The organism is Oceanobacillus zhaokaii, assembly GCF_003352005.1.
GTDB lineage: Bacteria > Bacillota > Bacilli > Bacillales > Amphibacillaceae > Oceanobacillus > Oceanobacillus zhaokaii.
Genome location: NZ_CP024848.1, coordinates 3251179 through 3266644 on the forward strand (window position 1 = coordinate 3251179; position 15466 = coordinate 3266644).

The following is a 15466-nucleotide window of genomic DNA, read 5'->3' on the forward strand; positions in this document are numbered from 1 at the left end:
CCAGGCACCTCCCTTTAAGTCGCAACCTTCTTCTTCTTCGCTGCAGTCGTTTTCCGTTTTGGCTGACTTGGTTTTGGCTTGTCTTTTTTCGCTCTTTCCAATGATGCTTGGAGGGCATCCATTAGGTTTGTAACATTATCTGGTACTGGTTTATCTTTTGCAGTTGCTGTCTGTGCATTGTTTTTCTTTTCTTCAATTAGATCCAGCAATGCGGTACGATAGTCATCATTATATTTTTCTGGCTCAAATTCTGTTGTCAGTTGCTCAATCAGCATCTTTGCAACATCCAATTCTTTTTTTACCACTTTTACATCTTCAGGAATGTTCGGGACATCCTGGACACTTCGCACCTCGTCAGGGTAATGAATGGTCTCCACAACGAGCGTATTTTCATATACCCGGATAACCGCAAGCTGCTCTTTGGCGCGAATAATCATTTTAGCTATTCCGATTTTACCAGTATCGTTCAGCGCAGTGCGCAGCAATCCATAGGCTTTACTGCCACCTTCATTTGGTGATAAATAATAACTTTTTTCAAAATAAATTGGATCAATATCCTCCAATTTAACAAAGTCGACAATTTCTACCGCTTTGTCCTCCTGTTCTTTCCGCAATGCTTCTATCTCTTCCTCATCAAGGATAACAAACTTATTTTTAGCATACTCGTAAGCCTTCACAATATCTTCATTCTTTACTTCAGCTTCGCACACAGGACATACTTTTTCGTATTTTATTGGAGATTGGCATTCCTTATGCAGCTGTCTCAGTTTGACATCTTTATTCTCAGTAGCCGCATGCATTTTCACTGGGATATTTACTAATCCAAAGCTGATTGTTCCTTTCCACATCGTATGCACTATAAAACCCCTCCTATATCTTGTAGTTTGTTGCTGCAAAAAATTTCTATTCTACCGGTTATTATTTCCGAAATAAGCCACTTTATTAATAGGGGGTGCTTCTATGGAAATCATGAAGCCAGTTATTCGTTCTGAAATTCCACTTGGTGACGAATGGATTTATGAGATAAAATATGATGGATTCCGCTGCGTTCTTGAGTGGGCTGCAGATGGAACTGTGCTGTTAAAAAGTAGAAATAATCATGATTTAACTGCTAACTTCCCTGAGATAGAATCATTTTGTTTAGAAATTACTCCTGCTATCAAAGCCTTTTTGCCACTCGTACTTGATGGTGAGCTCGTAATATTGAACCACCCGTATCAGACCAACTTTTCTCAGATTCAAAAAAGAGGAAGATTGAAAAATAAAGAGTCTATCCAAAAGGCTGCTCGAATTCGCCCTGCTCAGCTGGTCGTATTTGATCTGCTGGAATTAAAAGGAAAATCCTACCGCAAGCAAAAATTATCGACTAGGAAAGTTGGATTAGAAAGCCTGTTTCACAGACTAAAGGGCGATCGTCTCCAACTGGTTGAGACGTTTCAAAGTCCAGAAGCAATCGAGAAGGCAGCATTTGAATCTAAAGCAGAAGGAATCGTTGCGAAACGGACAACAGGCACTTATATAGCTGGAAAGCGTCATCATGATTGGTATAAAATTAAAAACTGGCGGCAAATACAAGTATTCCTAACTGCTTATGATATGAAAAACGACTATTTTGACGTTAGTGTGTTTCAAGAGCAAACTGTAATAGGGATAGGAAAATGCAAACATGGACTGGATGCAGATTCATTCCAAACATTAAAACAGCTATTTTTGACTAACGGCAAAAAGCAAGGGCAGCTCTACACGCTTCCACCAGCAGTTTGTGCATCGATACACACACTTGATTTATACAAAGAGGAACTGCGGGAACCTGAATTCGCTAATCTATTACCTCATATTAAACCAGAGGAATGCACGATTGAGAAATTGCAGCTGGATTTGGCAATGCTTCCTGAAAACATCAATTTAACAAATACGGAAAAAGAATTATGGCCTGATGTGCAGTTTACAAAGGGAAATCTCCTTACCTATATGCGGGAAGTTTCTCCTTATATGCTCCCTTTCCTTCTGAATCGATTACTAACGGTTATTCGGTGCCCAGATGGAGTCGACCAGGAGCATTTCTTCCAAAAACATTTACCAAGTTATGCACCTGAATTTATCACTGCTGTTCCGTCCAAAGATGGGAATGCTTTTATTTGCGATCGTTTGGAATCTTTGATTTGGTTTGCGAACCATGGTGCAGTTGAATATCATATCCCCTTTCAATCGGCCCATAGCTCCGTTCCTTCTGAAATTGCATTTGATCTTGATCCGCCTGACAGGGACCATTTCCATCTCGCAATCCATGCGGCACAGCTCATAAAAACCTTACTGGATGAACTTAACCTTACATCCTTCGTAAAAACTTCGGGCAATAAAGGGATCCAGATTCACATTCCAATTCGCGAAGGAAGCATGACTTACGAAGAGACCGCAACGTTTACGCAAGCAATTGCATTTACGATTGAAAATACTTATTCGGACTATTTTACAACGGAGCGAATGAAAAATAAGCGAAACGGCAGATTGTATATTGACTATGTACAGCATGGAAAAGATAAAACACTAATTGCACCTTATTCGCCACGAAAGACAAAGGATGGAACCGTAGCAACCCCTTTATTTTGGGATGAAGTGAAAGAAGGATTAGATCCGGGGCAATTTACAATAGGCAATGTGATCGAACGGGTAAAACAATATGGATGCCCTTTTGCAGATTATTTTAGTTTTCATTCCAAGCAGGACATGCGGAAGGTTTTGAAATTAGTGAGGTAGTGATTTCACACTTTTGAAACCCGGATGCTTGTCCACTTGGACCGTTGGCAGTGATTAATGGTATATTGTCTTTAATCATGAAAAAATCAGAAGCTAAGAAGTTAAAGATTTATTACATGATTAAAGGGGATAATGACAAATGACAAATCATTATAAAAATATTCTAGTAGCTGTAGACGGTTCAAAAGAAGCTGAATATGCATTTCGTAAATCACTTGATGTGGCATATCAACATCCAGGATCAAAATTAAACATCGTTAACATTATTGATACACACTTTTTGGGACCTCTTGATAAAGAATTGGCTGAAGAAGTCAAAGAACAAACGGAGCAAACGTTAAATCGCTATAAAGCACGCGCAGCAGCTTTTCGTGTTGAAAATGTGAATATTATTATTGAATATGGTTCACCCAAAATAATGATTCCAAAAGAGATTGCTGAATTGGTGAAGCCAGACTTAATTATTTGTGGTGCTACAGGGCGTACGCCAGTAGAGCGCTACTTAATGGGTTCAGTATCTCAATCAATCGTACGTTCAGCAAAATGCGATGTATTGGTCATCCGTACGCCTGCTTAATAAAAAAATGCGCTCAGACTTTTTAAAAGTCTGAGCGTTTTCTTTAGGCATTTTGTGTATTCGTTTGAATTGCGGCTTTTCTATCTTGCGCTGCGTGCATTTTAACCATTACAAAACGTGCAAATGGTTGAATAACTACGCTCTCCAAAAATAGGGCGATTACGAAGTTACGAGGCCAGATTTGGATAAAGTGAGCAAAGATATCATTTGAAAAACCATTTCCAATGATATCCCCAATAAACGTCATTGTAACTGACATACCTAATACAGTGAATAATGTACGAAACATAATACGAGCAGCAAATCCGTCAGTTTTTGAAATAAATTTAGATGATAAAAATTCAGCAAAGCGACCGATTGCTACTGGTTCAATAATCATAACGATAACCCAAATTATAGGTAACAAGATTAACAAGTCCATTGCAACTTCTTTGTTAAATTCTCCAGCTGCAAGGATGATGTTGATTGATCCCATCATTAATACTGAAAGTGTTACAATAATTGCGCCGAATAACGCGCCCTCTTTACCGTTCTTTGGTAGTCTGTTTTCTTGATGCATGGTTTGTTTTTTCCCCTTTAAAATTCATATTATTTGAGACAGCGCTAAATACATAAGCGAATAAACCGATGAATATGCCAATAATAAATCATGCGGAATAAACGTGAGGCATATCAATAAACTGCAGTAAATGCAATTTACATTAAAGATGCACTCAGTCTAAAAACGTAACATTAACGGACTCTATTTAATTTATTTATTCACTTCTAATATACTCGGTAATAATGTGGCAATTGTTTTCAGTGGGGTTGCGGAATTTTGCGTTATACAAAGCATAATTGCGCCCTCAATCGAAGCTGTCAACAACAATGCGATAGCGGAAGCAGATTCATTCGAATAACCTTCTGTTAAAAGCTTCTCATGGTAAAGGTTTTGAATGTTTTCATATAGAGCACTGCATGCAATGCGGACAGGTTCACTCATCGTGGCCATTTCACTGACAATACTGCTAAATGTATAGCCAATAATGGTATCGTTTTTTTCAAAGTTAAGAATTAACTTATCAATCATTGAGAGGATGGCGTCCTTAGTTGATAGATGCCTACTGAAAATAGCTTTAATATCTGTGGTAATGACTTCATTTAAACCGTGTAAACAAGTAATCAATAATTCTTCTTTTCCATTTGGAAAATGATGATAGAGCGCTCCTTTTGTAACATTACAGGCTTTTAAAATCTCGGTAAGTCCGACACTTTTATATCCCTTTTGTTGAAAAAGAGTCGTTGCAGTATCAATTAATAGCGATTTTGTATCCATATTCGATGTAATTCTCCTAACATACCAACGGGTCTGTTTTGTAGTATAACAGACTATCAACTGAAATAAAAGTTATTAGTTTTTTCAAATTTTATAGTGGACAAAGGGACAGGCACCTTGACCCTAACGCATAACAATATTTCGTTTAATGTGTCTTACCCCTGTATCCTGTCAACTTGAAATAACAATTTTCCATTCCCTTCCGTCAATCAATCCGCTGAATAATACTTTTAGATATTCCAGTTATCCTTGATAGCTGTCCCAGTGACTCACCCTTCAATGCTTTCAGTTTTGCTAATATATTATGTCTCCCCTATTTTTCTTACATCGGTATGATTTATGCCACATCCTTGACATAGTTTTTACCATTGAATGACAAAAAGGTGTACCAAAGATAGACAGACTGACTGTTTACCACTTAATACCTTCTAGTTGGTCATAGATTAAAAATAATGGTTATTGGAATCAAAATCAAAATGTTATACTTGTTATAACTAATTTAAAGATTCAGTCTTCCGCAAACAGACCAAATTTTAGAATATCACAGTTAAACTTATATAGTAGATAATTAATTCCATAAAGAGGTGGATTTATATGCCTAAAATTGACAATATGTTAGCAATTCTATGGATGCTTCATTCAGGTGAAAAAGTTACCGCAAAACAAATTTCAGAAAAGTTAGAGATGAATATAAGGACTGTGTATCGTTATATTGATACCCTTTCAACTAGTGGTGTCCCTATAATTTCAGACTCAGGACATTACGGTGGATATACTTTATTGAATAATTTTATTGAAGCTCCGTTATTTTTTGATATTGAGGAGCAGACTTCACTATTTCACGCTGCTGTTTTTGCAGAAGAAGCCGGATATTATGGAGGTGAAGCACTAAATAGTGCTATTTCGAAGCTAAGAAAATATTCAAATCAAGAACAGGAAACAAAGATAAATCAGCATTTAAGCAGTCTTGAAGTAATAAGTCGATTGAGTTCCCTCTCTATGAAACCTTTCTTGAAGGAGTTGGAGCTTGCCATAGCTGACGGATACTCTGTAAAAATTCTATACCATATAAATGGTGAAGAGCAATCAAATTATAGATTAGTTGATCCGTACAGAATTATTTATTGGAATAATAAGTGGTATGTTATTGGATTTTGTCATCTTAGGAATGTTATCCGTAGTTTTAGAGTAGATCGAATTGAAAATCTAATGCTAACAGAAAATAAGTTTAATCGACCAGAAAATTTTTCAGCACGTGATTATTTTATGAAAAACCTCCTTCCGACTATAGAAGATAAGGAAGGGATTATTTCTTTAGTTATTAATGGAAATACAAGAACGTTGGGAGATATTTGCCAACATTGGTTTTTAGGACATTACTTACAAGAACGGACTTCAAATCAAGCAATATTTCTTCTTGAAAAAGATACGATGCATACATATGTACCTTATTTACTTTTGCCGTATGGTAAATCTATTCAAGTTATTAGACCAATCAGTCTCAAAAAAAGAATTATTGAAGTTTTGTCGGATTTAATAGGATTCCATCAAATATGATAACTTCCCTGACGATAGCTGTCAGGGAAGCTATATTATAATAGGTGTATCAATTGTGATGGGAGTGTTACTAGATGGAAACAGAAAATGTTTATCTTTATGTATTTAATACAATGTCAGACTGGGAATATGGATATTTAATCGCTGAACTAAACTCAGGAAGATATTTCAAAAAGGATTTAGCACCTTTCAAAGTAGTTACAGTAGGAATTAATAAAGAAATCATTACGACGATGGGAGGACTGAGTATAAATCCAAATATCTCCCTTGATGAGTATACCCTTGAGAGTAAAGATCTTTTGATTTTACCTGGAGGGAATACTTGGGGAGAAGATATTCATCAACCCATTTTAAAAAGGATTGGCGAGGCTTTAGAGCTTGGGACTATTGTTGCTGCTATTTGTGGTGCAACTGAGGGACTAGCGAATTTTGGATACCTAGATTCCAGAAAGCATACAAGCAATAACTTAGAGTATCTTAAAATGGTTTGTCCTAATTATAAAGGAGAATTTTTTTATGAAATGGGACCTGCAGTATCTGGTGAGAATTTGGTTACTGCATCTGGAGTAGCTCCTTTGGAATTTGCGATGGAAGTACTGAAAAAATTAGATGTATTTGCACCAGATACATTGCATTCATGGTATAACCTAAATAAGACTCATAAACCACAATACTTCTTCCAGTTAATGAATTCAATAGAAAGATAAAGGGACGGAGGGACAGGCACCTCGTCCCAAAATTGGTTCAATAGGACCTCCCTCCATCAATCAATCCGCTGAATAACACTCTTAGATACTCCTGTTATCCTTGATAGCTGTCTCAACGACACACCATCCACTGCTTTAACCTTTGCTAATATAGCATTTCTACTTTCTTTGTCCATTTGCTGTAGGTTACTTATATTTGGAATTCCTAGCTGAAATAAAAATTCCCTTACTTCGCTATCCGACTTTCTAACGTTGACTGTATCCTCTAAGCATTGATCATCATTGGGTTGCCGCATGTATTCTATATACAATCTAATCGCTTTATTTCTATCTGGTGAAATTAAATCAAGTCCAAAGTCAATATCTATCATATTAACTTGTTGAGTATATTCGCTTATACTGGTCCATTTACATGCAAATACGTTTTTTTCCAATCCTGCTTTTACTGGGTTTTGATGAATGTATCGGAGGACTGTAAAAAAATAAGCTGCATCTTCAACATTCTCACTCTTATATCTCCCTTGAAATAGATGTCCAGACCGTCCGTATTTCATATTGTACCAATATACATAGCTGGAGCTAATTCTCTTGAGAGCTTCTGAAAGGCTTTCCTCCGTCTCCTTTAATAATAAATGAACATGATTATCCATCAAACAGTAACTGTAAATCGAGTATTTACTTATGGATTTATACTTTTTTAACGTTTCTAAAAATCTCCTCTTATCCTCGTCATCCTCGAAGATCGTTTGTCTATTAATTCCCCTTAGCATGATATGGTAGATTCCGCTACGGCTCTTCGTTCTTGGTTCTCTTGGCATCTGCAAATCCCCTCCTGGCGAAATACCAGTGCATATATCAAACTAACTCACCAGTCCTTTTCAACCTTCCACGGATTGTTTAGGTATAAGTTAATAAAACCTAAAGCCTTTGTCAAAAACCAAAAATCTAAAAGTTGAATGGAATGTAGTCAACAATTCTCAATTTTATAGAGGAGAAAATTGTATTTTAGACCCGTCCAATTACACTAAAATTAATATTTGATATTTTTTGGGTTAAAAAAGACCAAGTGTCTCTAACACTCGGTCTAAGCTATGGAATATTTTGGGACGCAGTACCTGTCCCCGCGTCCCCCCTCATATATCAAACTATCTCACCACCCCTTTTTCAATCTTTCACGGATTGTCTAGATACAAGTTAATAAAACCTAAAGTATTTGTCAAAAACTGAAAATCTAAAAGTTGTATGGAGTTAAGTCAACAATTCTCAATTTTATAGAGAAGAAAATTGTATTTTAGAGCCGACCGATTGCACTAAAAATATTTATTGATGTTTTTTGGGGTTAAAAAAGACCAAGTGTCTCTGCACTCGGTCTAAGCCATGGAAATATTTTGGGACGCAGTGCCTGTCCCTGGTGTCCCTCCCAATCCTTTCATCACTCTCTGTCCACGCTCAAAAGTTGCAATTTCCTTGATGCCTTTTTCCAGTAACATATCTTTAATCTCATTAGAATAGATCCCCAAATCATTCGGAAAATGAGAATCAGATGACATAGTAAATCTAACTCCTTCTGCAATCAATATATCAAGAAAAGTGGTGCTTGGGCACATTTCTTGTACCGGATATCGATAGTAAAGTCCCGGGTTGATTTCGGTTGCTACATTGTTCGCTACTAGCGTCCTCGCTACATCACGATACATTTCAACCAGGCTTGCTTCGTCTGGACGATAATTAAACACCTTCATATTATCTAGATGTGCGATGAAGTTAAACAGCTTACTATTTGCTGCGTTTTTTACCGTTTCGAAATGATTTCTGTACAGTTCCTTTAAATCATATTCCTTAAATTTATGCTGAAGTTCTGGATTATCAAAGCCCCATCCATCATAAAAGTGGACAGATCCAATGATATAATCTAAATCATAGCCGCTTAGCAGTGATGCGAGTTCTGCTTCTCCGCCAGTGAAGTAATCGGCTTCAATACCAAGCTTCAACTGTACGCCTCGTTCTGCCCATATTTCTTTTTGGGATTGAATAAAGGATACGAATTCACCCAAGTTTCTAACCATTACTTTATCAAGCCATTGTGCTTGCTGAGCACCGATTTCATCTGAAGTAACATCCATATATTTTTCAAAATAAGCGCGCGTTTCTTTGAATCTATAAAGGTGGTCAACAATTCCTACCTCTTTGATTCCTTTGGCCAATGCTTCTTTTAAATAAAAATCAAGCCACCACTTAGAATACTCACTTTCTGTTAAACGTTTGCTCAACATTTCCATAGATTGTATGAGCCATTCTTTCGTATTTCTTGGGGCATTCCTTGCTTCTCGATGCTCCATTGCCTTTAGGCTTTTCTCAACAAAAGAGAGAGAATATGGGCCTTCTTCTAGATGTATATGATAATCAACTTTCATTATGTTGTACGACCTTTCTTTATATATGATGATTAAACGCTCTATCAGGAAACGAACTAGACTAATAGCAAATTCCTCACACTATCACCTTCGAAAATAACCGCTAACCTTACGTACCTACATAGGCTTTAGTAATAAGCCTCCCTAATTGAAAACTTCTCTTTTTAGAGTTGCATTAACATTGATCCAATCATATCCCTTGTTCACCCAATCCTGGGGCTTCTCTTGATCGCTAATGATGGTTGAAAGCTTGGAGATTGGACATATTTCAAACACTGATTTCTTATTTAATTTTGATGAATCTGTTAGTAAAATGGCTTCTTGGCTACACTCCATCATAGCTTCTGAAACAAGGGATTCCTCCATATCGAAGTCATACACTGCTTCCTCTGTTACACCACCACAGGATAAAAAAGAGCGATTGAAATTAAATCTTTGTAAAAACTCGATAGTATAGCTCCCTTTAACGGATGCCTGATAAGGATTGGTCGTTCCTGGCAGCATAATCACTTGTCCTGTTAATCGCTGTTCTTCGATTGCTAAATTAAATCGACTAGCTGCACTCAATGAGTTGGTGACAACAGTAACGAATTGTAGATTTTCAATCATATCCGCTATATGAACGGTCGTTGAGCCAACGTCTACGGCTATTGTATCGCCATTCTGAATCATTGCTGCGGCTTGCTTTGCTAATCTTTTCTTTTCATCCAAATGAAGTAGCATTTTCTTTTCGTAGACCATTTCCTTTTGGGATGGAATATAAGGCACTGCGCCTCCATGAACGCGTGTTAGTAGATCGTTCATTTCAAGCTCAGCTAAATCTCTTCGTATTGTTTCTGGAGTAACAAATTGCTCGTTGGCTAAAGCTGTCACCATCACTTTTCCACGTTTTTCTAACTGCTCTAAAATATATGCATGCCGTTCATCTTTCATCGCTTCTCCCCCTGATTGGCTACATTCTACACTTATTGATCAATAGCAATAATATGTTTTCGGTCAATGAAAAGCTGTGTTTGTGATTTGATGCTCTCCAAATTTCGTTCATTGTTCATGAGGTCGACCGAAAGTTTTATATCATTCACATCATACAAGCAACGGATGGTGCTGCCTAACACTGTATAATTCTCGATTTTCCCGTTGAAATAGATGCCTTCCTCTCCAGATGGGGCTGCCAATTGGATGGACTCGGAACGAATCGCATACTTGCTTACTAAACTTCTATCTGAAAATGCAGGATCAATTTTATTCAAATCATCCGTAGATAAAATATTATAATTCCCGATAAAACTTGCTACGAACTGATTTTTGGGCTGTGCATAGAGGTTTGCAGGAGTGGCACTTTGCACAATCTTTCCTTCACTCATTACAAAGACTCGATCTGATAAAATCATCGCCTCTTCCTGATCATGTGTTACGAAAATCATCGTAATCCCTAATGTCTTTTGCAATTCCCTAATATCGACTTGCAATTGCTTTCTGATCTTAGCATCTAGTGCACTTAATGGTTCATCCAATAATAGAACTTTCGGTTTCGTCACAAGTGAACGTGCTAGTGATGTACGTTGCTGTTGTCCCCCTGACAACTGATGTGGGTAATGGTCGATTTTATCCTCTAAGTTTACCAAGCGCACAACCCGCATCACTTCACGCTTTATTTCATCCTTAGGCAGCTTTTTTAACGTGAGGCCAAATGCTATGTTTTCGAAAATCGTCATATTTGGAAATAGAGCATAGTTTTGAAAAACCATTCCAACGTTACGATCTCGCGGCAGAGTGTTGCTAATATCGCTATCATCTAGAAATAGATTCCCCTCTTGGAATACTTCTAAGCCTGCGATGACACGTAATAGTGTTGACTTTCCACAACCACTTGGTCCTAGTAACGTTATTAATTCGCCCTCTTCAATCTGAAAGGAAATATCTTTTAAAACTTCATGATTACCAAAACGAAGGGATAGATTTTCAACTGAAATAAAACTCATAGCTTCCGCCTCTTTTCATTGTTCGATTTTACTTCTGAAGTTGCTGCTGGTTCTAATTGCTTAAGGCTTAGCGGTGGAATAACCTGTTCCTGTTTGTGTTGCTTTCTTTTGAATAACGAATTACTTACGCCTTTTTTGGAAGATGTTATCCGTGTGATAACTAAACTAATGACAATGAGCAGTAAGAAGTATGCCACCATGACTGCACTCGCTAAGTGGCCATTTTCATTCATTCTTCGCATCATATAAATCCGAATCGTTTCATAACGTCCACCAATTAAAAGATTGGTTAGGACAAACTCACCGAAAAATCCAGAGAAGATTAATAAAGTAGTAATTAATAGACCTAACTTAATGTTGGGGACGATAACTTTTAAAAATGCTTGCAGTTTACTCGCGCCGAGCATTTCTGCAGCTTGCATTAAATTTCTAGAGTGAATGCCTTCCAAGCTATTTCTTACTCCTTGGTAGATGAACGGCAGGGAACCGACGAAAAGCCCGCCGACTAAAACGGCATACATTGGAATTGCTGAACCTGAATACATTCTGAGCAATCCAGTCGCTAAAATAACTGCTGGAATTGCATAGGGCATTAAGACAAGACCCTTCAGAAAATTATCTACTCTAGGAAAATACATATAGACTATGAAAACAGTTGGTACCATAACGACAAGAACTACAGCCAATGTAATAAGAGTTAAGGTAACGGATCTTGTTACCGCCGATATGAAGTTGGGATCCTGAAATAGCTCGATGAACCATTGGAAAGTAAAATCCTTTGGCAATAAAGTGTTAGACCAATTTGTTGAGGTTGCATATAGTGCCGTTGAAATAAATGGGAAAATCATATATAAACCAAATATCACCAGAATGAGATAGGTGCTAATGTTGCGTTTTTTTATTTTCATGCCAAATCCCTCCTCACTCTCCGCAGCATTGTTTGTGACAGAATTAAAATTACAATCATAATTAATGCAAAGACAACCGCTAACGTGCTGCCAATAATCGGACGTGCATAAATGTCTCCAGAAACAAGGGCTGCGATGCGAATGGTGATTAAATTAACATTACTTCCTGTTAGCGCGTAGGCAGTTTCATATGTTCCCATTCCATTCGCGTACATAATGACGAAGGTTCCTGCAATCGATGGCATGATATTCGGTAAACCAATCTTCCGCCAATAGACCCAATTCGAGGCTCCTAAAATGAACGCCGCTTCTTTCCATTCCTTTTTTATCTTTTTTAACGAAGGATAGATGAACAATATCCCGAGAGGAATCTGGAAATACAAGTACGTTAATGCAAGACCCTGCCAGGAATAAAGGTTAAAGCCTTCCAACAATGGGAAATTCATTCCCTCAAAGAAGAGACGCAACGCTCCAGAATTTCCAATTAAAATAATAAATGCAAAGGCTAGCGGAACACCTGCGAAATTCGCTGCGACATTGATATAAACGGTTAATTTGTCCTGGATTTTCTCGGGTAAATTCGTTAGAGCGCAAGAAACAATAATCGCTAACGCGAGCCCAACAATACTAGAGAAAATCGAGATCATTCCACTATTTAAAAAGGCCTGATAATAAAATGGGTTCGTGAAAATCTCATGATAATTACCAAATGTAAAGGCTCCAGTTGTTTCACTTGTAAAACTCGACGTGATCATTAAGACCATTGGGATGACTAAGAACAGTGCAGCGAGCAGGAAAAACGGTATCAGCAATATCCAAATCTTATTAAATCTTTCCGTTTTCAAGCGTAATCATCCCTTCATTTAAAGTCTGCCAATCTATTTCTTGCATTTTCTTTCCTTTCTCAATACCAAGCAAATGACAGACAAGCGGAGCTAGCTGCAATTGCTCTAGCGGTTTTGTACCAATTCTTGGCTCGAGTTGGTCAGAAAAAATAAATAATGGAACTTCTCGATGCTCAGGAAGTGTCCCACCGTGATTTCCAAAGTCGTCCATGCCATGGTCTGAAGTCACAATCACTTGATATCCCATCTCTAACCAACGTGGTACGTAAATACCTAAAATCGTATCCACTCGGGTAACAGCACTGCGATATTCGATTGAATTCCCTGTATGCTTATGCCCAATATCATCAATATTCATGGAATGAACATACATGAAATCAGGATTCGTTGACGTGATTAAAGCATGTGCATCCGCAAAAAGATGGGAATCTGGGTACGCATCATCCGAATAGAAAATCCCGTGCTGAATTGCTTTTGCTTCGTCATGCTGGATTCGATCCTCAAACATAGAGAATGGCGCACGATTATACAATTCACTTACCCAATTATAAGCAGCTGCTGCAGTCGTCTTCCCTGCATCCTTCGTCAGTGAAAAAATACTTTGCTCTTTCGACATCTGTACATTGTAATTCGTGTAAATCCCATTTTCATGTGTAGGAACTCCTGTTAACAATACTTCATATAAAGGTCGTGAATTACTTGGTGTTTCCGAAATGACTTTATGGCGACTAGCCAATTTCTTTTCAACAAAATGATTTAAGAAGCCTAATTGCTGGATGGCAATGTCGTATCGACAGCCATCCAACGTAATCATAATAAGTTTTTTATTGGACATTTACTAACACCTCTTGTTGCCATAATTGTGGTAATTCAATTGCTGTTTGATCCCATGCTTCATGGTCTTCTACTTGTTTCACATTTTCATAGGCCGCGTCTGGAAGTAATTTTGCTTGTACATCTTCAGGAAGCTCCACATCGCGAATCGGACGTGCATACCCTTTTGCTAAGTTAATTTGTCCTTGATCCGATAAAATATATTCTCTAGCTAATTTTGCTGCATTTGGATGTGGCGCATTTTTGTTAATGACAGTAGTATATCCACTCATCACTGAACCATCTGTTGGAATTGTTACTTCAAATCGGTCAGGATCAATTTGATCACGATAATTTAATCCATTGAAGTCCCAAACAACTGCAACATCAATTTCGCCCTTTTCTAAATTCGCTAAGCTAGCATCAGCTGAAGTTAAGCGGCCATCTTCTGCAAGTTGCTTAAAGTAGTCAATTCCTGGTTGAATATCTGTTTCACTTCCACCGTTTGCCATAGCTGCACCAAGTACTGCGAATTGTGCCTGTGTTGCTTTCGTCACATCACCTACAGATATATTATAGTTTCCATTTGCAACATCTTCCCAAGAAGTAGGGGCCTCGTCCACATTTTGCTTGTCCGTAATAAAAGCAATTGTTCCTGTATAGCTTAGTAACCAGTGGCCTTCGTCATCCTTTGCCCAATCTGGAATCTCATCCCAATAAGAAGTTTTGTAAGGTAACGTTAATCCTTTATTTGCAGCAAGTGGTCCAAAGTTAATTCCCACATCACCAATATCTGCTGTTCCATTTTCACCTTCTGATTCAAATTTGGCTAATTCCTCAGCACTTGACATGTCTGTGTCCGTTTGTTTAATTCCATATTCCGCTTCAATCCCGTCCCAAGACTCAATCCAGTTTGCCCAAGTATCCGGCATCCCAACACTAGCAATCTCGCCTTCTTCTTTCGCTTTTTCAATAATCGTTTCTAGTGAATCATCCGCGTTTGCAGTAGAGCCTTCGTCTGCAGGTGAACCACATGCTGCTAAAAGAAGTACCAAAGAAATTAACCCTGTGATTAAAAGTGTCATTTGTTTGCTGATATTTATTTTCATAGTTACATGCTCCTTAGATGTTTGTTTTGATTCTAACTAATCTTGATTTCTATTATTGAAACTAAATTAACGTCAAGTCGCTAAATAATTGCTCTAAAAACCTCCTATATAGTTAGATTCATTCAATATCTAACAACCAAACGTATATTTGTTTTGTTTTTGCTTATGTTTGATTGTGCTTTTATATTAACAAACAAATGTTAAACAAACATTGAGACAATGTAAAAGGTTTGTAAATTGATTGGAACACAGAGACTGATAGATACAACCGGAGGGACAGAGGGACAGGCACCTCGACCCTAGAATATTGTTTTATATCTTCTGTTCAAAAGGTATACTGTCGTTTTAATGATAGATAATAAAGATGTCGTTACTTTATAAACATTTTCTTTGGTAACAATTAAGTCACTTAAAAATAATAATGCTTATTAAAAATAGCCAGCCATACTATCCAATTGATAAGCAACCATATAGTTGCTTAA

Annotated in this window: 15 protein-coding genes; 4 read left to right on the top strand and 11 right to left on the bottom strand. The window is 37.5% G+C overall.

Annotation, left to right across the window (positions count from 1 at the left end; all coding sequences use genetic code 11):
* Positions 1-14: 14 nt before the first annotated feature.
* Positions 15-857 carry a non-homologous end joining protein Ku gene (gene ku / locus CUC15_RS16230; RefSeq protein ID WP_114917667.1) on the bottom strand — a complete coding sequence of 281 codons (843 nt, stop codon included), beginning with the start codon at positions 855-857 and terminating at the stop codon, positions 15-17.
* 103 nt (positions 858-960) lie between these two features.
* Between ku and CUC15_RS16235 the strand changes: the two genes are divergently transcribed.
* Positions 961-2757: a DNA ligase D gene (locus CUC15_RS16235; protein WP_114917668.1), complete on the top strand. Its 1797-nt coding sequence runs from the start codon at positions 961-963 to the stop codon at positions 2755-2757.
* Positions 2758-2896: 139 nt separating this feature from the next.
* On the top strand, positions 2897-3334 hold the full coding sequence (locus tag CUC15_RS16240) for a universal stress protein (protein WP_114917669.1): 438 nt from the start codon (positions 2897-2899) through the stop codon (positions 3332-3334).
* A 43-nt stretch (positions 3335-3377) separates the two neighbouring features.
* On the opposite strand, the gene CUC15_RS16245 is transcribed toward CUC15_RS16240, so the two are convergent.
* Both CUC15_RS16245 and CUC15_RS16250 read right to left on the bottom strand, forming a co-directional pair.
* On the bottom strand, positions 3378-3893 hold the full coding sequence (locus tag CUC15_RS16245; protein WP_114917670.1) for a DUF2798 domain-containing protein: 516 nt from the start codon (positions 3891-3893) through the stop codon (positions 3378-3380).
* Positions 3894-4085: 192 nt separating this feature from the next.
* Positions 4086-4649, bottom strand: a complete 564-nt coding sequence (locus CUC15_RS16250; protein ID WP_114917671.1) for a TetR/AcrR family transcriptional regulator — start codon at positions 4647-4649, stop codon at positions 4086-4088.
* Positions 4650-5243: 594 nt separating this feature from the next.
* Between CUC15_RS16250 and CUC15_RS16255 the strand changes: the two genes are divergently transcribed.
* Entirely contained in the window at positions 5244-6206 is a 963-nt protein-coding gene (locus tag CUC15_RS16255; protein ID WP_114917672.1) for a helix-turn-helix transcriptional regulator, read from the top strand.
* 74 nt (positions 6207-6280) lie between these two features.
* Positions 6281-6913 (top strand): type 1 glutamine amidotransferase family protein, encoded by a 633-nt coding sequence (locus CUC15_RS16260; RefSeq protein WP_114917673.1) that lies wholly within the window; start codon positions 6281-6283, stop codon positions 6911-6913.
* Positions 6914-6969: 56 nt separating this feature from the next.
* On the opposite strand, the gene CUC15_RS16265 is transcribed toward CUC15_RS16260, so the two are convergent.
* The 8 genes from CUC15_RS16265 to CUC15_RS16300 all read right to left on the bottom strand — a co-directional run bounded on the left by CUC15_RS16265 (position 6970) and on the right by CUC15_RS16300 (position 14984).
* On the bottom strand, positions 6970-7731 hold the full coding sequence (locus CUC15_RS16265; RefSeq protein ID WP_114917674.1) for a transposase: 762 nt from the start codon (positions 7729-7731) through the stop codon (positions 6970-6972).
* A gap of 552 nt (positions 7732-8283) precedes the next feature.
* Positions 8284-9327, bottom strand: coding sequence for a histidinol phosphate phosphatase domain-containing protein (locus CUC15_RS16270; RefSeq protein WP_114917675.1), 1044 nt, complete (start codon positions 9325-9327; stop codon positions 8284-8286).
* Between the two features lie 144 nt (positions 9328-9471).
* On the bottom strand, positions 9472-10260 hold the full coding sequence (locus CUC15_RS16275; protein WP_114917676.1) for a DeoR/GlpR family DNA-binding transcription regulator: 789 nt from the start codon (positions 10258-10260) through the stop codon (positions 9472-9474).
* Positions 10261-10292: 32 nt separating this feature from the next.
* Entirely contained in the window at positions 10293-11309 is a 1017-nt protein-coding gene (locus CUC15_RS16280) for an ABC transporter ATP-binding protein (RefSeq protein ID WP_114917677.1), read from the bottom strand.
* Positions 11306-12217 (bottom strand): ABC transporter permease, encoded by a 912-nt coding sequence (locus CUC15_RS16285; protein ID WP_205317618.1) that lies wholly within the window; start codon positions 12215-12217, stop codon positions 11306-11308. The genes CUC15_RS16280 and CUC15_RS16285 overlap by 4 nt, the downstream gene beginning before the upstream one ends.
* On the bottom strand, positions 12214-13062 hold the full coding sequence (locus tag CUC15_RS16290; protein WP_242985887.1) for an ABC transporter permease: 849 nt from the start codon (positions 13060-13062) through the stop codon (positions 12214-12216). The genes CUC15_RS16285 and CUC15_RS16290 overlap by 4 nt, the downstream gene beginning before the upstream one ends.
* Entirely contained in the window at positions 13043-13897 is an 855-nt protein-coding gene (locus CUC15_RS16295) for an alkaline phosphatase family protein (RefSeq protein WP_114917678.1), read from the bottom strand. Before CUC15_RS16295 ends, CUC15_RS16290 begins: the two co-directional genes overlap by 20 nt.
* Positions 13887-14984 (bottom strand): ABC transporter substrate-binding protein, encoded by a 1098-nt coding sequence (locus CUC15_RS16300; RefSeq protein ID WP_114917679.1) that lies wholly within the window; start codon positions 14982-14984, stop codon positions 13887-13889. The genes CUC15_RS16295 and CUC15_RS16300 overlap by 11 nt, the downstream gene beginning before the upstream one ends.
* Positions 14985-15466: the final 482 nt, after the last annotated feature.

Coding starts and splice junctions, on each gene's coding strand:
- CUC15_RS16235 (WP_114917668.1), top strand. CDS start 961: ATGGAAATCATGAAGCCAGTTATTCGTTCTGAAATTCCACTTGGTGAC.
- CUC15_RS16240 (WP_114917669.1), top strand. CDS start 2,897: ATGACAAATCATTATAAAAATATTCTAGTAGCTGTAGACGGTTCAAAA.
- CUC15_RS16245 (WP_114917670.1), bottom strand. CDS start 3,893: ATGCATCAAGAAAACAGACTACCAAAGAACGGTAAAGAGGGCGCGTTA.
- CUC15_RS16250 (WP_114917671.1), bottom strand. CDS start 4,649: ATGGATACAAAATCGCTATTAATTGATACTGCAACGACTCTTTTTCAA.
- CUC15_RS16255 (WP_114917672.1), top strand. CDS start 5,244: ATGCCTAAAATTGACAATATGTTAGCAATTCTATGGATGCTTCATTCA.
- CUC15_RS16260 (WP_114917673.1), top strand. CDS start 6,281: ATGGAAACAGAAAATGTTTATCTTTATGTATTTAATACAATGTCAGAC.
- CUC15_RS16265 (WP_114917674.1), bottom strand. CDS start 7,731: ATGCCAAGAGAACCAAGAACGAAGAGCCGTAGCGGAATCTACCATATC.
- CUC15_RS16270 (WP_114917675.1), bottom strand. CDS start 9,327: ATGAAAGTTGATTATCATATACATCTAGAAGAAGGCCCATATTCTCTC.
- CUC15_RS16275 (WP_114917676.1), bottom strand. CDS start 10,260: ATGAAAGATGAACGGCATGCATATATTTTAGAGCAGTTAGAAAAACGT.
- CUC15_RS16280 (WP_114917677.1), bottom strand. CDS start 11,309: ATGAGTTTTATTTCAGTTGAAAATCTATCCCTTCGTTTTGGTAATCAT.
- CUC15_RS16285 (WP_205317618.1), bottom strand. CDS start 12,217: ATGAAAATAAAAAAACGCAACATTAGCACCTATCTCATTCTGGTGATA.
- CUC15_RS16295 (WP_114917678.1), bottom strand. CDS start 13,897: ATGTCCAATAAAAAACTTATTATGATTACGTTGGATGGCTGTCGATAC.
- CUC15_RS16300 (WP_114917679.1), bottom strand. CDS start 14,984: ATGAAAATAAATATCAGCAAACAAATGACACTTTTAATCACAGGGTTA.